Here is a 19,773-nt window from a genome sequence, read left to right as displayed (position 1 = left end):
CCGCACCCGGCAACGAAATAGCAAGGGGCAGCACCCTCACGTCACCGGCTGATCCGCGTCCTCGTCCGCGGGAGTGGCTTCCTTACTCGACGGGTCCGCCGTCTCGCGGTGCCAGCCCCCCTCGCCCCGCGCCCGCAGCCACGCCGTCGTCTCCTCCGGCGGCATCGCCGCGGCCACCAGCCAGCCCTGCACCGCGTCGCAGCCCAGATCCCGCAGCCGCTCCCAGGTCTCGTCGTCCTCGACGCCCTCCGCGACCACGAGCAGGCCCAGCGAGTGGGCGAGGTCGACCGTACAGCGGACGATCTCCGCGTCCTCGTTGTCCACGGCCAGCCGGGCCACGAAGGAACGGTCGATCTTGAGCTCGCTCACCGGCAGCCGCCGCAGATGGACCAGCGACGAATACCCCGTCCCGAAGTCGTCGAGCGACATCTTCACCCCGTGCCCGGTGAGCCCGGCCAGGGTGTCGGCGGCCCGCTGCGGGTCCTCCAGCAGGACGTGCTCGGTTATCTCCAGCTGCAGGGCGCCCGCCGGGACCCCGTGCCGGGCCAGCCGCCCGGCGACCGCGCCCGCGAAGCCGGGGGTGTGGACATCGCGCGGCGAGACGTTGACGGCGACGGGCACCTCGAGGCCGTCTGCGCGCCACCGCGCGACCTGGCCCAGGGCCGTCTCCAGGACGTACTCGGTCAGCCGGGGCATCAGCCCCGAGCTCTCGGCCATGGAGATGAACTCGTCCGGCGGCACCTTCCCCCGGTCCGGGTGCACCCACCGCACCAGGGCCTCCAGGCCCGCCACATGCCCGTCGAAGCCGACCTTGGGCTGGTAGTGCAGCTCGACGTCGCCCGCGTCCAGGGCGCGCCGCAGATCGCCGAGCAGACCGAGCCGGTCGGGGGTGTTGCCGTCCCGCCGCGCCTCGTACAGCTCGACTCCGCTGCGGTCCCGCTTGGCCTGGTACATCGCGACGTCGGCGCGGCGCAGCAGCCCCTCGGCGTCCAGGGCGTGGTCGGGGTAGACGGCGACGCCGGCGCTGGCCTCGAGCACCAGGGTCAGCCCGTCCAGGTCGAGCGGGGAGCCGAGGTCGCCGACGAGGACACGGGCGCTGCGCTGGGCGCTGGTGAGCGAGTCGGTGGTGGGCAGCAGCACCGCGAACTCGTCGCCGCCCAGCCGGGCCACCTCCGCCCCGCGCGGCAGGGCGAGCCGCAGCCGCTCGGCGATCTGGAGCAGCAGCCGGTCACCGGCCAGATGGCCCAGGGTGTCGTTGACCGAACGGAAGCGGTCGAGGTCCAGCAGCACCAGCGCGGTGCGGGTGCCGGCCCGCTCGGCCTCGTCCAGCGCGGTCCAGGTGCGCTCCAGCAGCCACTGGCGGTTGGGCAGCCCGGTGAGCGGGTCGCGCAGCTGCTCCTCGGCGCGGACCCGGGCGATCCACAGCGTGGAGTCCAGGGCGACCAGCGGCACCGCGAACAGCGGGAGCAGCAGCGGGGTGTCCCCGGCGACGACCACGATGAGGGGGGCGATACCGAGGAGCGCGATGCCGACGAGGGCCTGCCGGAAGAGGGCGGTGCGGGCGACGGTGGGCAGTCCGGCGCCGGGCGGGGCGAGGGAGCACCACAGCAGGGCACGGGTCACCGCGAGATAGCCGAAGGCGGCCAGGGCCGTCTGGGGGATGGCGGACACATGCCAGGTGTCGGTGCGCCAGGGGTGTTCGACGGAGGGGGTGGTGCCGAAGGCGGCGAGGGTGAGGGCGGCCGCGCCGACCCCCAGGATGTCGACCGCGCCGTGCAGGGCGGCCTGCCGCCATCGGTGCCGGCGGGCGGCGCCGACCAGGACGACCACGGCGAGGCTGACCAGCACGGCCGGAATCCAGCCGTAGAGCAGCAGCGCCGCCAGGGTTAACGCGGCCCCGGAGCCGGTGCCGCCCCACCAGCGGTCACGGCCGAGGGCGACCAGATGGCCGACGATGATTCCGGTGAGCACGGCGAGCGACCAGCCCACGGTTCCGTCGGGAAAGAGCGCATTGCCCGCGTCGAGCACTCGGAACACTCCGATACCGAGTGCGAAAGCCGCCATGGCGACCGCAGCGGCCGGCAGCGCGGGCAGCACGGCCCGGCGCAGCCGCGACGCCGGGGCGGCGCTTTCGGTCGGTTTCATACCCGTCCCTCTCACAGCCGGCGGTGCCAGCGCCACGGCGGGCGCACACCTCAACAGTAGGCGGCAGAAGGGGAAGACGGGCGGCGATCGGCGACGGTTCCCCGAATGCCGCCCGACGATCCATGACCTTCTGCTATGCGCTGTAAGGGTGATGCCCTCCGGCTGTACCCGGGAAGTGCTCCCAGTCGTAATCCGGCCAGGTTTGAACCCATTGAGCGGACAAGATGGCCGGAGTGCTGCGCCGGATGGGTGGAGCGGCTACTCCAACGGCTACTCCAACGGCCGCTCCACCGGCCGTCCGTACTACTCCGCGGACTCTTCCCCGGACTCTTCCGGGGGCGTCAACGCGACCTCTCTCGCCGCGTCGGGACCCTGTTCGAGCAGGACGCCGAATCCGTCCTCATCGAGCACGGGAACCTTCACCTGCATGGCCTTGTCATACTTCGAGCCCGGATTATCGCCGACTACCACGAAATCGGTCTTTTTCGAAACCGATCCGGTGACTTTGGCACCACGGCTCTGCAGCGCCTCCTTGGCCCCATCCCGGGTGTACGACTGCAGCGTTCCGGTGACGACGACGGTGAGGCCCGCCAGCGGACGGGGGCCTTCGTCCTCGCCGCCCTCCTCCTCCAGCCGGACCCCGGCGCGCCGCCATTTCTCGACGATCTCGCGGTGCCAGTCGACCTCGAACCACTCCTTGAGCGAGGCGGCGATGGTCGGCCCGACCCCCTCCACGGCCGCCAGCTCCTCCTCGTCCGCCGCGGCGATCCGGTCCAGCGAACGGAATTCGCGGGCCAGCGCGGTGGCGGCGACGGGGCCGACATGACGGATCGAAAGGCCGGTGATGATCCGGGCCAGCGGGCGCTCCTTGGCCGCCTCGATATTGGCCAGCATCGCCAGGGCGTTCTTCTTCGCCTCGCCCTTCTGGGTGGCGAAGAAGGTGACCACCTTCTCCTCACCGGTCTCCGGATCACGCTTGGGCAGTCCGCTGTCCGGATCCAGTACATGCGACCGAATGGGCAGCAGTTGTTCGATCTTCAGGTCGAACAGATCGCCCTCGTCCTTCACCGGGGGTTCGGCGGGTTCCAGCGGCTGAGTGAGGGCGGCCGCGGCGACATAGCCGAGGTTCTCGATGTCCAGGGATTTCCGCCCGGCGAGATAGAAAATCCGCTCACGCAGCTGCGCCGGGCAGGACCGGCCGTTGGGACACCGCAGATCCACATCGCCCTCCTTGGCGGGCTGGAGCGGTGTATCGCACTCGGGGCAGGTGGCCGGCATCACGAATTCCCGCTCGCTGCCGTCCCGCAGATCGACGACCGGGCCCAGGATTTCCGGAATGACATCGCCCGCTTTGCGCAGCACCACGGTGTCACCGATCAGCACGCCTTTGGCCTTGACCACATCCTGGTTGTGCAGCGTCGCGAATTCGACCTCCGAGCCCGCGACCGTGATCGGCTCGACCACCGCATAAGGCGTCACCCGCCCCGTGCGCCCCACGCCCACCCGGATGTCCACCAGCTTGGTGTTGACCTCCTCGGGCGGGAACTTCCAGGCGATCGCCCAGCGCGGCGCCCGCGAGGTGGAGCCCAGCCGCCCCTGGAGCGGGATCTCGTCCAACTTGACGACCGCGCCGTCGATCTCGTGCTCCACCGAGTGCCGGTGCTCGCTCTCGCCGTAGTACGCGATGTACTCCCGCACGCCCTCGATCGAGTCCACCACCGAGAAGTGGGCGGCGGTGGGCAGCCCCCACTCGTGCAGCAGCTCGTACGCCTGCGACAGCCGGTCGATGTCGAAGCCCTCGCGCGCCCCGATGCCGTGCACCACCATGTCCAGCGGCCGCGACGCGGTGATCTTCGGGTCCTTCTGGCGCAGCGAACCCGCCGCCGCGTTCCGGGGGTTGGCGAAGGGCGGCTTGCCCGCCTCCACCAACCGCCGGTTCAGCTCCTCGAACCGCTCGCGGGGCAGGAAGACTTCACCGCGCACCTCCACCAGCGCCGGGACGCGGTCGCCCGTCAGCCGGTTGGGGATCTTGGCGATCGTCCGCACATTGGGGGTGATGTCCTCGCCGGTGCGGCCGTCGCCACGGGTCGCGGCGCGGGTCAGCCGACCGTGCTCATAGGTGAGGTTGACCGCGAGGCCGTCCACCTTCAGCTCGCACAGGAAGTGGTACGAGCCGCTGCCCAGCTCCTTGGCGATGCGGTCCGCCCAGCCGGCCAGCTCCTCGTCGTCGAAGGCGTTGTCCAGGCTGAGCATCCGCTCGCGGTGTTCGACCTCGGTGAACTCCGTCTCGTACGCCCCCGCGACCTTCTGGGTCGGCGAATCGGGCGTACGGAGCGTGGGATGCTCCTCCTCCAGCGCCTCCAGCTCGCGCATGAGCTTGTCGAACTCGGCGTCACTGACGACCGGCGCGTCCTTCACGTAGTACCGGAAGCGGTGCTCCTCGATCTGCTCAGCGAGCCTGGCGTGCCTCTCCCGCACCTCGGCGGGGACCTTCGACTGCTGTTCGCCGGCCACCGTGTCGTCCTCCCGTTACTCAGGGTTGTCCGCGAGCGATCTCGCCGCCCGGACACAGTGGGCCAGCGCGGCGCGGGCGTACCCGGGCGAGGCGCCCGCGAGCCCGCACGACGGGGTGACCACCACCGACTCCGCGAGAGTCGCCGGTGCCAGCCCCAGCCTGCGCCACAGCGTCCTGACACCCCCGACGCTACCGGCAGGGTCCGACAATGGGGTGTCCGTGCCGGGTACCGCGCCGATGAGGAGTGCCGTACCGCCTTCCACGGCTTCCCCGATCGCCTCCTCCTCACCCTCCGTGAGCAGTGACAGATCGAAGGAGATCCCCGCGACGCCCGCGCGCCGCAGCAGCCCGAACGGCACGGCCGGCGCGCACGAGTGCACCACCACCGGCCCGTCGGCCGCCTCCACCAGGGTCCGCAGCGCGCCCTCGACCACGCCCCGGTCCACGGCGGCGTGGGTGCGGTAGCCGCTGGCCGTACGGACGCTCCCGCGCAGTACCGACGTCAGCGACGGCTCGTCGAGCTGGAGCACCACCTCGGCGCCCGGCACCCGGCGGCGCACCTCCGCCAGATGGGCGCGCACGCCCTCGGCGAGCGAGGCCGTGAGGTCCCGGCAGGCGCCCGGGTCGCTCAGCGCGGCCTCGCCGCCGCGCAGTTCGAGGGCGGCGGCCAGGGTCCAGGGCCCCACGGCCGACACCTTGAGCGCGCCCTGGTGCCCCTGCGTGAACTCCTCCAGCGCGTCCAGGTCCTCGCCCAGCCAGGAACGGGCCCGCCGGGTGTCCCGGCCCGGCCGGTCGCTGATCCGCCAGCCGCTGGGCTCGACATGCGCGTACAACTCGGCCAGCATCCCGGCGGTGCGCCCGATCATGTCCGCGCCGGGCCCGCGCGCGGGCAGCTCCGGAAGGTACGGCAGGGCCTCCAGCGAGCCGGTGACGGTCTTCGCGGCCTCCCGCGCGTCGCCGCCCGGCATCGATCCGACGCCGCTCGCGGCCCCTGGGCCCCATGGGTGGGTAGTGGTGCTCTTCTCGCTCACGTATGCGCTCCGCTGAAAGCGTTGATATGCCGTCGGTCGTCTGCGGCAACATTGTGGCTGGTCGCGCCCACGCGGCGGAGCCGCACATCGATACAGCCCCGCGCCCCTACGGGGCGCACCCGAACCGCGGCCGACCTCCGCCGCCGAGATGGCTCAGCCGCGCGGGCGGACCTGGAGATCGGTGATCTCGGCGTCGTGCGGCAGGTCGAGGGCGGTCAGGATGGTCGTCGCCACGGTCTCGGGCGCGATCCAGCGCTCCGCGTCGTACTCCTTGCCCTCCTGCTGGTGCACCTTCACCTGCATCGGCGTGGCCGTGCGCCCCGGGTAGACCGTGGTCACCCGGACGCCGTTGCCGCTCTCCTCCCAGCGCAGGGCGTCGGCCAGTGCCTTGAGCCCGTGCTTGCTGGCGGCGTACGCGGCCCACTGGGCGTTGGCGCGCAGCCCGGCGCCGGAGTTGACGAAGACGACATGCCCCTGGGCCAGCCGCAGCTGCGGCAGCAGCAGCCGGGTCAGCTCGGCGGGCGCCACGAGGTTGGCGGCGAGCTGGCGGTTCCACGCCTTCGGGGTCAGCTCCCCGACCTCACCCAGGTCGACCACTCCGGCGATGTGCAGCAGCGAGTCCAGCCGGTCGGGCAGCGTCTGATGGCCCAGCGCCCAGGACAGCCGGTCCGGGTCGGCCAGGTCACCGACGACCGTCCGCACCCCCGGGAACCGCTCCGCCAGCTCCTTCGCCCGCCCGGCGTCCCGCGCGAGCAGCCACAGCTCGTCGCCGCGCTCGGCCAGCCGCTCGGTGACCGCCGCGCCGATGCCCGAGCCTGCCCCAGTGATCAGATGCGTTCCCATGCTCCCCAGCTTGCCTCACCGACGGACGAGCCCCGACGACGGTCCCGGCTTGGCGCGATCCCATGCCCGAAACCCGCGCGGACTTCCCGCCGAGCGCTCCCATCCTGTAACGGGCGCGATGCCGGCTGTTATGGGGCCGGGGGCTCAGACGGACTCCAGATACGTCATGGCCTCCGCCCCGTTCTCCGCGAAGAAGACCAGCTCGCTCAGCGGCCGGGGCAGGAACCCCTCCTCCTCCATCCGCTGGAACTGCTGCTTCAGGCCGTCGTAGAACCCCGCCGCGTTGAGCAGCACCACCGGCTTGATGTGCAGCCCGTGCTTCTTGAGCTCCAGGATCTCGGTGGCCTCGTCCAGCGTCCCGGTGCCGCCGACCATGATCACGACGGCGTCGGCTCGGGCGAGCAGCTGCGCCTTGCGCTCGGCGAGGTCCTTGGCGATCACCATCTCGTCGGCGTTCTCCCGGGCCTTGGCGGCGAGGAACTCCACCGAGATCCCGACCAGCCGCCCCCCGTGATCCTGCACCCCGTCCGCCATCACCTTCATCAGCCCGACGTCGGACCCGCCCCAGACCAGCGTGTGCCCGCCCTTGCCGATCAGCTCGGCGAACTCGCGGGTGGGGGCGGTGTAACGGTCGTCGAGATCGGCGGCGGAGCAGAAGACGCAGATATTCATGCGCGTCACCCTACCTTTACATGTTTCGCCCAGATGTCATTCCCGCCCCGAACTCGGGCGATACGCAGCGCGTATGGCGCCGTCCCGGCTTTCGTATCGCCCCGTCGGGTTCTCCGGAGCGATACCGCTGATAGAACCCCTCGCATCGCCGCCGCACACCACTCCGGGAGCTTCGATGGAATACACCCCATGGTCATTGCTCAGTGACGCCGGACTGATCGCCGCGCTCCTCGTCGTGGGCACTCTTGCCCGCGCCCACCTGCGCGTTGTTCAACGGCTCATGCTCCCCGCCAGTGTGCTGGCCGGATTCCTGGGACTGCTGCTCGGCCCCAACGCACTTGATCTGCTGCCCTTTTCGGACCAGCTGGGCACCTATTCCTCGGTATTGATCGTCGTTGTCTTCGCCTGTCTGGCGATGACCGATGGTGCGGGAATCCGGAATTTCGGGAAGGCGACCGGGGCCTTCTCCCTCTATTCCATCGGCATGTATGTCATCCAGGTCGGTCTGGGCGTGCTGTTCGCGCTGCTCGTGCTCGGCCCGGTGTGGGGCACTCCGGCGGGCTTCGGGGTGCTGCTGTTCGGCGGCTGGGCCGGTGGGTTCGGGTCGGCCGCCGCGATGGGCGCTACGTTCGAGGACTCGGGCTGGCATGAGGCGAGTTCCCTCGGCTTCACCTCCGCCACGGTGGGCACGCTCGTCGGCATCGTCGGCGGCGTCATCATCAACAACTGGGCGGCCCGGCGCGGCCACTGCAGAAGGGTGGGGCGGTTCGCCGACCTGCCCGAGGAATTGCGCTCCGGTCTGCTGAAGGACCCGGACGAGCGGACGCCGACCGGCACCGCGACCACCTCCCCGGCCTCCATCGAACCGTTCGCCCTGCAGCTCTGCGTGGTGAGCGCGGTGGCCGCCGCCGCGTACGGGATCTCGGAATGGGTCACCGCCCTGTTCCCCTCCCTCACCGTCCCGGTGTTCGCGCTCGCCTTCGTCGTGGGGCTGCTCGTCCGCATGCTCGTCGGCCGGACGCCCGCATGGGGATATGTCGACTCACGGACGCTCAAGAGCGTGTCGGGGGGCGCCACCGACGTCCTCATCGTGTGCGGGATCGCCTCGATCGTGCCGAGTGTGGTCGGCGACTACTGGGTGCCGCTGGCCGCGCTCTTCGTGCTCGGGCTGGCGCTCTGCCTGGTGCTGTTCCTGGTGGTGGCTCCGGCGACGTTCCGCGAGGACTGGTTCGAGAAGGCCGTGTTCACCTGGGGCTGGGCCACCGGGGCCGTCGCGACGGGGATCGCCCTGCTCCGGATGACCGACCCCAAGCTGGAGAGCCGGACGCTCGAGGAGTTCGGCCTGGCCTATCTGCCGCTCGCGCCGATCGAGACGGCGAGCGTGACCTTCGCACCCGTCATGGTCACGGCGGGCGCCACCTGGGCGCTGGGCACCGGATGGACGGTGGTCGGGCTGATCGCGCTCGGCCTGCCGATCCTCATGGGTCAAAGAGCCCGGCGGAGCGGCCCGGAGGCCACCGGGGGCCCGGAGCGGCGCACGGCGGTCTCCCCCGCGTCCACGACATCCACGACATCCACTACGGAAGGGAAGTGAGCAGTGACCGTGGACGCGGACACGGCGGTCATCGGGCTGGGAGCCATGGGCTCCATGGCGGCCTGGCAGCTCGCGCGGGCCGGGGCCTCCGTCATCGGCTTCGAGCAGTACGGGCTGGCGCACGACCGGGGCGCGTCGGGCGGTGAGTCCCGGCTGTTCCGCATGGCCTACCACGAGGGATCGGCGTACGTACCGCTGCTGCGCGGCGCCCGTGAGCTGTGGCAGGAGCTCTCGGAGCTGTCCGGACTGCCGCTCTTCCTGCCCACCGGCTGCCTCTCCATCGGTCTGCCGGACATCCCGCCCATGCACAACGTCCGCGGGTCGGTCGAGGAACACGGCCTCGAGCATGAGTACCTGGCCCCGGGCGAGCTCGCCGCGCGTTACCCCCAGCACCGGGCGCACGACGGCGAGATCGGCATCCTGGACGTCCAGGGCGGCGTACTGCGGCCGGAGCTGGCCGTGCTGGCTGCGAACCAGCAGGCCCGCGGGCACGGCGCGCGGCTCCTGGAACGCACCAGGGTGGATTCCGTCCGCTTCGAGGACGACCGGGTGCGGATCAGCGCGGGCGGCACCGAGTACGCGGTGCGTACCGTGGTCCTCGCCGCCGGACCGTGGGCCGGATCGCTGGTGCCGTCCCTGGACGACCACCTCACGGTGCGGCCCCTGGTGCTGACCTGGTTCGCGCCGGACGACGCGGGGTGTTACGCACCCGGCCGGTTCCCCGCGTTCATCCGGGACACGGACGGGGTGCACCTGTTCGGGGTGCCGGTGGTGGACGGGATGTCGGTCAAGACCGGCTTCGCCGACGCCTGGGGGGACATCGCCGGTCCCACCGCGTTCACCAGGGACTTCGACGAGTCCCGGCTGCGGCCGGTCACGGAGGCCGTACGGCGGTTCCTGCCCGGGCTGCACCCGGACCCGATCCGGTACTCGGTCTATCTGGACGCCTACACCTCCGACCGCACCGCGATGGTGGGCGGGCTGCCGGGTACGGACCGGGCCGTACTGCTGGCGGGGTTCTCGGGGCACGGCTTCAAGATGGCCCCGGTCTTCGGCCGGATCGCCGCCGACCTCGCACTGGAGAAGGGCACCGATTTCGACATCCGGCCCATGGCCCCCTCTCGGTTCATCCCGGGGTGAAGCCACGCTCGGAGGCGGGCTGGGCCGGCGGCCGGGCGGCGGCGAGGGCCTCCCTGAAGCGCAGCCCCGCCTCCGCCGGGTCGGCGGCCCGCACGATCACCGACAGGAACGTCACCGCGTGCGGATCGGCGATCGGCACATAGACCACCCCTGCCACGCTGATCCGGGTCGTCATGTCAGGGACCAGCGCGAGGGCCACCCCGCAGGCCACCAGCCCGAGGATCGCCTGGTCGTTCCTGGCCTCCTGGCTGAAGCGGGGCGAGAAACCCGCGCGCATGCACGCGTGCACGATCGTGTCATAGGCCACCGGCGCCATGGCCCGGGGGAAACCGATCAGGTTCTCGTCGGCGAGGGCGGTGAGCGGGACCGCCTCGGCCGTGGCCAGGGGGTGGCGGATCGGTACCGCACAGCGCAGCGGCTCGTCCCCGAGTCGGCTGAGGCTCACCTCGCCGTCCTCGGCCCGCTCCATCCGGCAGACGCCGACGTCGATGTCACCGGCGCGCACCGCCTCGACCTGGTCGCGCTGCCCCATCTCGTAGACGCGGGGCACGACCGACGGATGGTCGTCCAGGAAGGCGGGCAGCACATCGGGCAGCAGCCCGGAGACGGCGGAGGCGATGGCGCCGATCCGCAAAACGGTCCGCTCCGGGCCGCCGGCCCGCGAGGTCAGCTCGGTGATCTCCCGGGCCCGGTCGACCAGCGCCCGGGCCTCCGGCAGCAGCAGTCGTCCCGCGGCGGTGAGCCGCAGCCTGCCGCCCGACCGGTCGAAGAGCGGGGTGCCGAGCTGCCGCTCCATCTTGTGCACCGCCTGACTCAGCGCGGGCTGCGCCATCCGGAGGCGGCGAGCGGCGGCGGTGACGCTCAGGTCCTCGGCCACCGCGAGGAAGTACTTCAGCTGACGCAGCTCCAGCACGGTCGGGCCTTCCCTCGAGAGCGGCCCCAGCGTACGGCGCGGCCGGATCAGGCGACGAGCGCCGCCGTCGGAGTCGGCGGGGGCCCGCTCCAGGCCGGCTCGAACCACAAGGTTTTGCCGCCGAGCCCGAACGGCTCCTCCCCCAGCTTCGATCACCTACTCAGCTGACACGAGCAAAGCTCCTCATGAAGCGAGCGCCGCGCCCGGCCTCAGCCCTCGCACGCCGCGGCGATGTGGGCGAGTACCGGCGCGGCGCCGTCCTCCGCGGCGATGTCGTGTGCGAGCTCGGCCGCGCGCCCCGGGTGGCCGGCGGCGGGTGTCGAGCCCGCCACCGGCCACCCGGCGGGGTCAGGGGTCGGGGATCAGCGGGTGAAGTGGAAGATGCCCCAGGTCACATGGCGGTTCCTGCCGCCCTCGACCCAGTTGCTCAGCCCCTTCTTCATATGGGTGAGGTAGTCGGCGCTGACCTGCTCCGTCAGGCCGTCCGCCTCCTGACGCCGGGTTTCCTCCAGGACCCGGGCGTAGTGGGTGATCAGATGCTCGCGGTGCTCCTGGAAGCCGCCGCCGACCTCGATGAAGCCGAGCCGCGCCAGTTCATGGCGGTAGAACTCGGGCGACCCCATGGTCTCCAGATGGATGCGATCCAGGATGGGGCGGAGGGTTTCGGCGGGGCAGCCGTCGGCCGCCATGGGGTCGGTGAAGATGAGGTGGCCGCCGGGGCGCAGCACGCGGGCGGCCTCCTCCAGGGGGCGGGCGCGGTTGCCGCTGTGCAGGAACGCGTCCTGGGACCAGACGACGTCGACGCTGTCGTCCGGCAGCGGGATGGACTCGAAGGAGCCGTCCATCACCTCGATGGCCTCGGTCAGCCCACGCTCGGCGTTCAGCGCGCGATGCCGCTCGTTCTCCACCTCGCTGAGGTTGAGCGCCATGACGCGGCAGCCGTACGTCTCCGCCAGATAGCGTGCCGAGCCGCCGAAGCCCGCTCCGAGGTCGAGGACGACGGAGGACTCGGTCAGGTCCAGCTGCCCGGCCATACGGGCCACGGTGCGCCTGCTGGCCTCGGCGATCGGCTCGTCGGGCCCGTCGTAGATGCCGATGTGGATGTCCTCGCCGCCCCAGACACTCCAGTAGAAGGCGTCGGCGTCCGCGGAGTTGTAGTAGTCGCGGGCGGTGCCCACGGCTCCCGAATACTGCCCGTTCGCCGTGACGGAACCGATCGGCCTGACCGGCTCCTCCGTCGTGCGGTATTCCTTCTCCGCGACGTGAATGAAGAAGTCGGGCCGCTCCTCCCGGTAGGTGTGCTGGAAGTCGCCGTAGGTCTCGATCCGCTGGAAGCCGACCTCCTCCATCAGCCTGCGCGTGTAGTCCTTGCGCAGTGGAAACATGTTGAGGTGGTAGACGGATTCGTCGGGGAAGCTGTAGCGCATGCGCACCAGCCCCTCGTCCACGTACTCCGGTTCGACGGCGACGTCTTCTCCGCAGTAGTAGTACACATGCTTGCTGCTGTAGCCGCGATCGAGGATCGCGTCGTAGTTGCGCTGGTCGAGGATGAGGATTCCGTCGTGCTTGAGCATGGCGTAGAACTCCGCGAGCGCCTTGCGCCGGTCACGCTCGGAGAACAGATGCGTGAAGGAGTTCCCGAGACAGACGATGGCGTCGTACTCGCCATGGGCGTCGCGGTTGAGCCAGCGCCAGTCGGCCTGGACGACGCGGAGAATGTGGTCACCGTGCTTGAGCCCGTTGGAGAATGCCTGGGCGAGCATCTCGGCGCTGCCGTCGGCACTCACGGTCTCGAATCCGGCCTCGAGCAGCCGGACCGAATGGAAGCCGGTCCCGGTGGCCACGTCCAGGACCTTCTTGACGCCGCGCTCACGCAGCAGGTCGATGAAGAACGTACCTTCGCTCTCCGACCTCCGGTCCCAGTCGATCAGCGAGTCCCATTTTTCTACGAAGCTGGGTACGTACTCCTCTGTGTAGTGATCAGTGTCCCTGACATCAACTGGATTGTCGCCAAATTTCTGTACAGGTTGCGCAGAAATAACGGAACCTCCGGTGCTGAGACAGCGGACCACGGCACCCGTGTCCGCGGGGCGCATTCCCAGATTCACGTGGCGCATGCCACCGGAATGGCCGGACGCACGTTAACTTCAGAGAAACTGATCGCACCAAACGGAGATCAACCACCCAATCCTGACTTTCGGCTTCTTTCTCACCAAAAGCGGATATCCACCTGGGGACCCGGGGTCTACGAAGCGACCGCCTGGGCCCGCTCGGTCGCGGCGATGGTCGCGGAGCCGACCACCCGGGTGTCGTCGTAGAGCACGATCGCCTGCCCCGGCGCCACGCCCCGCACCGGCTCGGTGAACGTCACCCGCAGCTCGGTTTCCCCGATCCGCTCGGCCATCACCTCGGTTTCGCCGCCATGTGCGCGCAGCTGGGCGGTGTACGTGCCCGGGCCCACCGGAGGGGCCCCGCACCAGCGCGGCTTGATGGCGGTCAGGGCGGCGACGTCCAGGGCCTCGGCGGGGCCGACCGTGACCGTGTTGTTCACCGGGGAGATGTCCAGGACATAGCGCGGCTTGCCGTCGGGCGCCGGATGGCCGATGCGCAGCCCCTTGCGCTGGCCGATGGTGAAGCCGTACGCGCCCTCGTGGGTGCCCAGCCTGTGCCCGTCCTCGTCGACGATGTCGCCCTCGGCCGTACCGAGGTGCTGGGCCAGAAAGCCCTGGGTGTCGCCGTCGGCGATGAAGCAGATGTCATGGCTGTCGGGCTTCTTGGCGACTGCCAGGCCCCGCCGCTCCGCCTCCGCGCGGATCTCTTCCTTGGTGGTCAGGGTGTCGCCGAGGGGGAACATCGCGTGGGCGAGCTGGCGCTCGTCGAGCACGCCGAGGACATAGGACTGGTCCTTGGCCATGTCGCTGGCGCGGTGCAGCTCGCGCGAGCCGTCCTCGCGCTCCACGATCGTGGCGTAGTGCCCGGTGCAGACGGCGTCGAAGCCGAGGGCGAGCGCCTTGTCCAGCAGCGCGGCGAACTTGATCTTCTCGTTGCAGCGCAGACACGGATTGGGGGTGCGGCCCGCCTCGTACTCGGCGATGAAGTCCTCGACCACGTCCTCACGGAAGCGCTCGGCGAGGTCCCACACGTAGAAGGGGATCCCGATCACATCGGCGGCCCGCCGGGCGTCCCGCGAGTCCTCGATGGTGCAACAGCCACGGGCGCCGGTGCGGAACGACTGCGGGTTGGCGGAGAGCGCGAGATGGACGCCGGTCACATCGTGGCCCGCCTCGGCCGCCCGCGCGGCGGCGACCGCGGAGTCCACACCGCCGGACATGGCGGCGAGGACGCGCAGCCGACGGCCGTCGCGGGGACCTGTGGGCGCACCGGGGAAGTCAGTCATAACCCGGCCAGCATAAGTCGGTACGTACGCAACGGCTAAATGGGTATGGAGCGGCCGGCCACCGCCCCGCTCAGCTCGCCCGGGCCCGCTCCAGCACCCGCTGGACGAGGTCCAGGGCCTGGTCGGCGTCCTTGCCGAGGTAGATCAGATCGATGAAGGCGTGCTGGATGCCCGCCTCCCGCTCGGCCCGGACCAGGGTCGTCGCGATGTCGTCCACGGAGGCGTCGGCGCTCGGGTTGACGCGCAGGATCGCGTCGAATGCCGCCGGGTCCCGGCCCTCCCGCTCGACCGCTTCCCGCACCCCGGGCAGCCGCTCGGCGAGGGCGGCGACGGGGTCGGGCGCTCCGGACGTGGCGGGGACGACCACGATGGGCAGCCAGCCGTCGGCGCGCCGGGCCACCCGCCGCATGGCCGCGGGCGCGAAGGCGGCGAGGTAGACGGGCGGGCGGGGGCGCGAGGCCGGTTTGAGGTCCACGTGGGAGGCGGGCACGGTCCAGTGGTCCCCGCGGTACTCGACCGGGTTCCGGGTCCACCAGGCGTCCAGGGCGTCCAGGCATTCGTCCAGGCGCCGGCCGCGCTCGGCCATGGGGACGTCCACCGCCTCGTACTCCTCGGGCGACCAGCCGGTGCCGAGCCCGACCAGCAGCCGGCCCGCGCTCAGCAGATCGACGGTGGTGAGGGAGCGGGCGAGCAGCGCGGGCGGATACCAGGGGGCGTTGATGACATCGGTGCCGAGCTCGACCCGCTCGGTGGCCGCGGCGGCGGTGGCCAGCACGGCGAAGGGGTCAAGCGCGGCGCGGAATTCGGGCGGGATCACATCGGTGCCCGCGTAGCCGACGATCGGGTCGACCGGGGCGAGCAGGCGGTCCCCGACCCACAGGCTGTCCGCGCCGAGTTCCTCGGCCTGGCGCGCGAACCGCGCGATGTCCTCGGGGTGGTGGGCGAGCGGACCGAACTGGGGAAGGGCGAATCCGATGCGCATACCGTCAGCTCCTCGTTGAGCGGATGGACACATTCCGGCGGACACGTTCCGGCGGACGCACTCCACGGTACGGAGAGGTACCGGGAAGTACGGGAGGCACGGGGCCCCAGAGACAGTTCAACGTTCATCTACCCGTACGGCCAGAGGGCCACCGCCCGGAACGAAGGGTTCCCGCCATGATCCCGGCGGCCGGAACCCGATGCCCTCCCCCGCGCGTTGAGCGTTCCGTGAGCGAGACCACGACCGGCGGTGGACGCCGCGTCAACAGGCGCACCCTCCTGATCGGCGGCTCGGCGGCCGGTCTCGGCGCGGGTGTCGCGGCCTATGCCGCGCGGGACGAGCTGGCCCGGATGTGGTGGCGGCTGCCCGGCATCGACAAGCCCCGTAAGGCGGGCGCGGTCGACCAGCCGGGCGCGGAGTGGATCGCGGCCTCGGGCGCGAACTGGCGGTGGGCGGACCGCCCGGCCGACTACGCCATCGACCGGGTGGTGATCCATGTGGTCCAGGGCAGCTTCGACGACGCGGTGCGGGTCTTCCGGGACCCCGGACACCGCGCCGCGGCGCACTATGTGGTGCGCCGCGACGGGCATGTCGCGCAGATGGTCCGGGAGCTGGATGTGGCGTTCCACGCGGGCAACCGCTCTTACAACGAGCGCAGCATCGGCATCGAGCACGAGGGGTTCGTGAGCGAGCCGAGCTCCTTCACGGACGCGATGTACCGCGCCTCGGCACGGCTGACCGCGTCGATCTGCGAGCGGTACGACATCCCCCGGGACCGTGAGCACATCGTCGGCCATGTGGAGGTGCCGGGCACCGATCACACCGACCCCGGCCGCCACTGGGACTGGGACCGCTATATACGGCTGGTGCGAGCGGTGCGCGTGGCACGGACGGCGAAGTGACAGACCTGACTCAGGCTCCGAAGACGACGGCGAGCGGACGGGCCGCGCTGTCGCTGGTGGGCCTGCTCGCCTTGCTGTCGCCGATGTAGAGCTTCTTGCCGGTGTAGATCATGGTGCAGTCCCCGTAGGTGTCCATGTCGGACTCCACGTCCTTCATGTCGTCCGGGTGGGTCTGGAGCGTGTCCATCGCGAAGGTCTTGGGATCGACGCGCACGACCCCGCCGGCCTCGCTGTACATGGAGCCCAGATAGGCGATCAGGGAGCCGTCGTCATCGGTCTGGATGGGGATCAGCGACCGGCTCTCCGCCATCTTCGTCTTCCCGGTCTCCTTACCGGTCTTCAGGTTCAGGCCGGTGATCCGGTCCCCCGGGCCGCCATGGTCCACGTCCACCTCCGAGGAGAGGTAGAGGGTGCTGCTCGCCTTGTCGAGGGCGAGCTCGGTGCAGCCCTCCACGCTCGTGGCCGGGCAGTTGGGCTGGTACCCCTTGGCCAGCACGTCGATCGTGCTGAGCAGCTTGCCCTGCTTGCCGCTGTCGTCGATGGTCAGGATGTCCGTGGTGCCGGTCCCGGCGTCCGAGTCGCCGGTGTCGACGGCCACGACGAGCGGCGCGGTGGAGATCACATGCGCGTACTCGACCTTCTCGTCCAGCTTGTAGGACGACTTCACGTCGCGGGTCCTGGGGTCGACCGTCTGGACCTCCAGCCGCTTGGTGCTGGAGTCCTCGCTGTCGCAGCCGCGGATCGCGACGATCTTGTCATCGCCGCCCGCGTAGCCGTCGTCGTCGCAGTCCGCGAGGTACGCGGGCTTCCACAGCGGCTTGCCGTCGAGCGACCAGGCTCCCCCGCCACCGGTGCCGCCCGCGGCCACGGTGCCACCGCCGATGGTGACCTCGTCGAACTGCACCCCGGCGTTGCCCTCGCTGTCCGACCCCTCCTTCTGCCAGACCAGCTTGCCCTTCTTCAGGTCGACCAGCCCGACCTTGGTGCACAGCGCGTCCTCGCCCGCGCCGTCCCGGAACAGGATCGCGGTCAGACCGTCCTTGGTCATATGCGGTGAGGCCCAGCAGAGCTGTCCGCCGAGCGGAATCCGCCACTTGGACTTGGCGCCGTCGAGCGAGTAGCCGACGAGCTTGTTGACGTCGCCCTTCACAAAGGCCGAGTCCGTCACCCAGGTGCCCATGGTGTTGGCCTCCTTGCCGACCTTCGGCATGGCGACCTTGCCCAGCGTCTTCGCCTGGGCGCCCTTGGACGACGAGCCTCCGTTACCGCCGTCGTCATCGTCTCCGGACCCGCAGCCGGTCACCAGGGCGGCCGCGAGGACCCCGCCCGCGATCAGCTTCAGGGCGGGCTTGGAGCGCCACCCCCGCGACGGCGTCCGCCGCACCCCCTGCGGCTGCGGGGGCTGGTGCGACGGCTGGTGGTGCGGCGGCAGCGAAGGCTGCGACATCGATGAACTCCTGGATTTCCCCGTGAAGAAAACCTGTGGGCATTCCGCGCATGACAGGTTTCGTTGACGGGTAAATCCTTTCCCACGGCTCTCCGCCATTTCAAGCGGAGATTGATGTTCCGTAGGTTATGTGAAATGGCCGCCGGAACAATTCGAATTCCGTGGTTATGATGAGGCGGTCCGGGCGGGGGCCGTCGGCGAGGCCGTCAGCTGAGCCCCGCCCCGCGCGCCCGTTCCACCGCTGGGCCGATCGCCTCCGCGACGGCCTCCACATCGGCCTTGACCGAGGTGTGGCCGAACGAGAAGCGCAGGGTGCCCCGGGCCAGCTCGGGGTCGCTGCCGGTGGCCAGGACCACATGGCTGGGCTGGGCGACACCGGCCGTACAGGCCGAGCCCGTCGAGCATTCGATGCCCTGCGCGTCCAGCAGCAGAAGCAGCGAATCGCCCTCGCAGCCGGGAAAGGAGAAGTGGGCATTGGCGGGGAGCCGGCCCGCCGGGTCGGGGTCGCCGCCGAGAACGGCGTCGGGCACGGCCGTACGGACGGCGGTGATCAGCGCGTCGCGCAGGGCGCCGATCTCGCGGGCGAACTCCTCGCGGTGCTCGGTGGCATGCGCACCGGCCACGGCGAAGGCGGCGATGGCCGGGGTGTCGAGCGTCCCGGAGCGCACCTGGCGCTCCTGGCCGCCGCCGTGCAGCACGGGCACGGGGGTGTGCTCACGGCCGAGCAGCAGCGCGCCGATGCCGTAGGGGCCGCCTATCTTGTGGCCGCTGACGGTCATCGCGGCCAGTCCCGAGGCGGCGAAGTCGACCTCGATCTGACCGAACGCCTGGACCGCGTCGGCATGCAGCGGAACGCCGAATTCGGCTGCGGTGGCGGCGAGTTCGCGGACCGGCTGGATGGTGCCGATCTCGTTGTTGGCCCACATGACGGTGGCGAGGGCGACGTCCGAGGGGTCGCGGGCGATCGCCTCGCGCAGCGCCTCGGGGTGCACCCGGCCGAGGGAGTCGACCGGCAGCCATTCGACCCGCGCGCCCTCGTGCTCGGCGAGCCAGTCGACCGCGTCGAGCACGGCATGGTGCTCCACGGGGCTGGCGAGCAGCCGGACGCGGGCCGGGTCGGCGTCCCTGCGGGACCAGTAGAGCCCCTTGACCGCGAGATTGTCGGCCTCGGTCCCTCCGGCGGTGAAGACGACCTCGCTCGGGCGGGCGCCCAGCGAGGCGGCCAGGGATTCGCGCGACTCCTCGACGGTACGGCGGGCACGCCGGCCGGCGGCGTGCAGCGAGGAGGCGTTGCCCGTGACGGCGAGCTGGGCGGTCATCGCCTGCACCGCCTCCGGGAGCATCGGGGTGGTGGCGGCGTGGTCGAGGTAAACCATGGTGGCCTCGATTCTACGAGGCGTTGCGGGGGTGCGTACCGGGTGCGCGGCCGAGTGCGCGTGGGCGTGGCTCGCGCAGGGGCTTTTCGCGCCGCCTCTTCGGATCGTCTTGCGGTAACCCCTCGACACGCCGGTAAGGAGTGTCTACGGTTTTACTCATGACAGGCACTGAGTGGAAGACCGAGTGGAACCTGGACCGCACCTACCTCAGCTCCTCCGGCGAGGTCCGCTGGGCGGCCTTCGGCGCGCCGGACGCGCCGCCGGTCGTGCTGCTGCACGGCACGCCGTTCTCGTCGTACGTGTGGCGGGGCGTCGCCCGTGCGCTGGCCGACCGGTACCGGGTGTTCGTCTGGGACATGCCGGGCTATGGGGCCTCCGAGAAGCGGGCCGACCAGGACGTCTCGCTGGCCGCCCAGGGCCGGGTCTTCGGTGAGCTGCTCGAGGAGTGGGGGCTGACCGGGGAGGGGGCGGAACCGGCCGTCGTCGCCCATGACTTCGGCGGATGTGTCGCCCTGCGCGCACATCTGCTGCACGGTGCGAGGTATCGCCGACTGGCCCTGGTCAACGCCCTCGCGCTGTCCCCGTGGGGCTCCCCCACATACCGCCTGATCGGCGCCCACCACGAGGTCTTCGGGCAGCTGTCGCCCGAGATGCATCGGGGGCTGGTGCGCGAGTACGTCCGCTCGGGGAGCGCCTCAGGGCTGCATCCGCGGGTGCTGGAGCGGATCGTGGACGGGTGGTGCGGCGGTCCTGAGGACCAGGCCGCGTTCTACCGGCAGATCGCGCAGAACGATCGGCGCTTTACCGATGAGATCG

General features: G+C 70.8%; 16 protein-coding genes. 4 read left to right on the top strand and 12 right to left on the bottom strand.

Annotated features, from left to right (window positions below; genetic code table 11):
- Positions 1–36 precede the first annotated feature (36 nt).
- The 5 genes from GWI24_RS20425 to GWI24_RS20405 all read right to left on the bottom strand — a co-directional run bounded on the left by GWI24_RS20425 (position 37) and on the right by GWI24_RS20405 (position 7,206).
- Positions 37–2,145: a bifunctional diguanylate cyclase/phosphodiesterase gene (locus GWI24_RS20425; RefSeq protein ID WP_210947368.1), complete on the bottom strand. Its 2,109-nt coding sequence runs from the start codon at positions 2,143–2,145 to the stop codon at positions 37–39.
- Between the two features lie 303 nt (positions 2,146–2,448).
- The gene (gene ligA / locus GWI24_RS20420) at positions 2,449–4,659 is read right to left on the bottom strand and encodes an NAD-dependent DNA ligase LigA (RefSeq protein ID WP_210947367.1); all 2,211 of its coding nucleotides are present in this window, start codon (positions 4,657–4,659) and stop codon (positions 2,449–2,451) included.
- A 15-nt stretch (positions 4,660–4,674) separates the two neighbouring features.
- Complete coding sequence (locus tag GWI24_RS20415; RefSeq protein WP_199335221.1) at positions 4,675–5,628, bottom strand: methionine synthase; 954 nt, start codon at positions 5,626–5,628, stop codon at positions 4,675–4,677.
- A 216-nt stretch (positions 5,629–5,844) separates the two neighbouring features.
- Positions 5,845–6,534: an SDR family oxidoreductase gene (locus GWI24_RS20410; protein WP_198278311.1), complete on the bottom strand. Its 690-nt coding sequence runs from the start codon at positions 6,532–6,534 to the stop codon at positions 5,845–5,847.
- A 144-nt stretch (positions 6,535–6,678) separates the two neighbouring features.
- Positions 6,679–7,206 carry a TIGR00730 family Rossman fold protein gene (locus tag GWI24_RS20405; protein WP_210947365.1) on the bottom strand — a complete coding sequence of 176 codons (528 nt, stop codon included), beginning with the start codon at positions 7,204–7,206 and terminating at the stop codon, positions 6,679–6,681.
- 175 nt (positions 7,207–7,381) lie between these two features.
- Here GWI24_RS20405 and GWI24_RS20400 point away from each other — a divergent pair, with 175 nt between their 5' ends.
- Positions 7,382–8,800, top strand: coding sequence for a sodium/glutamate symporter (locus GWI24_RS20400; RefSeq protein ID WP_247616640.1), 1,419 nt, complete (start codon positions 7,382–7,384; stop codon positions 8,798–8,800).
- Between the two features lie 3 nt (positions 8,801–8,803).
- On the top strand, positions 8,804–9,940 hold the full coding sequence (gene solA / locus GWI24_RS20395) for an N-methyl-L-tryptophan oxidase (protein WP_210947364.1): 1,137 nt from the start codon (positions 8,804–8,806) through the stop codon (positions 9,938–9,940).
- Here solA and GWI24_RS20390 read toward each other — a convergent pair.
- The 5 genes from GWI24_RS20390 to GWI24_RS20375 form a co-directional block, all read right to left on the bottom strand.
- Positions 9,927–10,853 carry a LysR family transcriptional regulator gene (locus GWI24_RS20390; RefSeq protein WP_210947363.1) on the bottom strand — a complete coding sequence of 309 codons (927 nt, stop codon included), beginning with the start codon at positions 10,851–10,853 and terminating at the stop codon, positions 9,927–9,929. The genes solA and GWI24_RS20390 overlap by 14 nt on opposite strands.
- A 209-nt stretch (positions 10,854–11,062) precedes the next feature.
- Entirely contained in the window at positions 11,063–11,185 is a 123-nt protein-coding gene (locus tag GWI24_RS46270) for a hypothetical protein (RefSeq protein ID WP_281790284.1), read from the bottom strand.
- Between the two features lie 30 nt (positions 11,186–11,215).
- A complete protein-coding gene (locus tag GWI24_RS20385) occupies positions 11,216–12,970 on the bottom strand; it encodes a class I SAM-dependent methyltransferase (RefSeq protein ID WP_247616639.1) in 1,755 nt (584 codons plus the stop codon).
- A 128-nt stretch (positions 12,971–13,098) separates the two neighbouring features.
- Positions 13,099–14,250, bottom strand: a complete 1,152-nt coding sequence (mnmA, locus tag GWI24_RS20380) for a tRNA 2-thiouridine(34) synthase MnmA (protein WP_210947362.1) — start codon at positions 14,248–14,250, stop codon at positions 13,099–13,101.
- Positions 14,251–14,320: 70 nt separating this feature from the next.
- The gene (locus GWI24_RS20375; RefSeq protein ID WP_210947361.1) at positions 14,321–15,232 is read right to left on the bottom strand and encodes a TIGR03619 family F420-dependent LLM class oxidoreductase; all 912 of its coding nucleotides are present in this window, start codon (positions 15,230–15,232) and stop codon (positions 14,321–14,323) included.
- Between the two features lie 227 nt (positions 15,233–15,459).
- Between GWI24_RS20375 and GWI24_RS20370 the strand changes: the two genes are divergently transcribed.
- Positions 15,460–16,134: a peptidoglycan recognition family protein gene (locus GWI24_RS20370; protein ID WP_210947360.1), complete on the top strand. Its 675-nt coding sequence runs from the start codon at positions 15,460–15,462 to the stop codon at positions 16,132–16,134.
- A gap of 10 nt (positions 16,135–16,144) precedes the next feature.
- Here the strand turns inward: GWI24_RS20370 and GWI24_RS20365 are convergent, their stop codons facing one another.
- Entirely contained in the window at positions 16,145–17,581 is a 1,437-nt protein-coding gene (locus GWI24_RS20365) for a hypothetical protein (RefSeq protein ID WP_247616637.1), read from the bottom strand.
- Positions 17,582–17,787: 206 nt separating this feature from the next.
- The gene (locus tag GWI24_RS20360; RefSeq protein WP_210947359.1) at positions 17,788–18,957 is read right to left on the bottom strand and encodes a cysteine desulfurase family protein; all 1,170 of its coding nucleotides are present in this window, start codon (positions 18,955–18,957) and stop codon (positions 17,788–17,790) included.
- A gap of 158 nt (positions 18,958–19,115) precedes the next feature.
- Between GWI24_RS20360 and GWI24_RS20355 the strand changes: the two genes are divergently transcribed.
- Positions 19,116–19,773: alpha/beta fold hydrolase (locus tag GWI24_RS20355; protein ID WP_210947358.1), on the top strand; the 658-nt coding region annotated here is incomplete at its 3' end.

Origin of the sequence: Streptomyces sp. MK37H (assembly GCF_018035285.1) — a bacterium.
GTDB lineage: Bacteria > Actinomycetota > Actinomycetes > Streptomycetales > Streptomycetaceae > Streptomyces > Streptomyces endocoffeicus.
This window is presented reverse-complemented; position numbering and strand designations above follow the sequence as displayed.

What these genes read in the sequence shown, in the direction of transcription:
- GWI24_RS20425 (WP_210947368.1), bottom strand. Translation starts at nt 2,145, where the DNA reads ATGAAACCGACCGAAAGCGCCGCCCCGGCGTCGCGGCTGCGCCGGGCC.
- GWI24_RS20415 (WP_199335221.1), bottom strand. Translation starts at nt 5,628, where the DNA reads ATGCCGGGCGGCGACGCGCGGGAGGCCGCGAAGACCGTCACCGGCTCG.
- GWI24_RS20410 (WP_198278311.1), bottom strand. Translation starts at nt 6,534, where the DNA reads ATGGGAACGCATCTGATCACTGGGGCAGGCTCGGGCATCGGCGCGGCG.
- GWI24_RS20405 (WP_210947365.1), bottom strand. Translation starts at nt 7,206, where the DNA reads ATGAATATCTGCGTCTTCTGCTCCGCCGCCGATCTCGACGACCGTTAC.
- GWI24_RS20400 (WP_247616640.1), top strand. Translation starts at nt 7,382, where the DNA reads ATGGAATACACCCCATGGTCATTGCTCAGTGACGCCGGACTGATCGCC.
- GWI24_RS20385 (WP_247616639.1), bottom strand. Translation starts at nt 12,970, where the DNA reads ATGCGCCACGTGAATCTGGGAATGCGCCCCGCGGACACGGGTGCCGTG.
- mnmA (WP_210947362.1), bottom strand. Translation starts at nt 14,250, where the DNA reads ATGACTGACTTCCCCGGTGCGCCCACAGGTCCCCGCGACGGCCGTCGG.
- GWI24_RS20375 (WP_210947361.1), bottom strand. Translation starts at nt 15,232, where the DNA reads ATGCGCATCGGATTCGCCCTTCCCCAGTTCGGTCCGCTCGCCCACCAC.
- GWI24_RS20365 (WP_247616637.1), bottom strand. Translation starts at nt 17,581, where the DNA reads ATGTCGCAGCCTTCGCTGCCGCCGCACCACCAGCCGTCGCACCAGCCC.
- GWI24_RS20360 (WP_210947359.1), bottom strand. Translation starts at nt 18,957, where the DNA reads ATGGTTTACCTCGACCACGCCGCCACCACCCCGATGCTCCCGGAGGCG.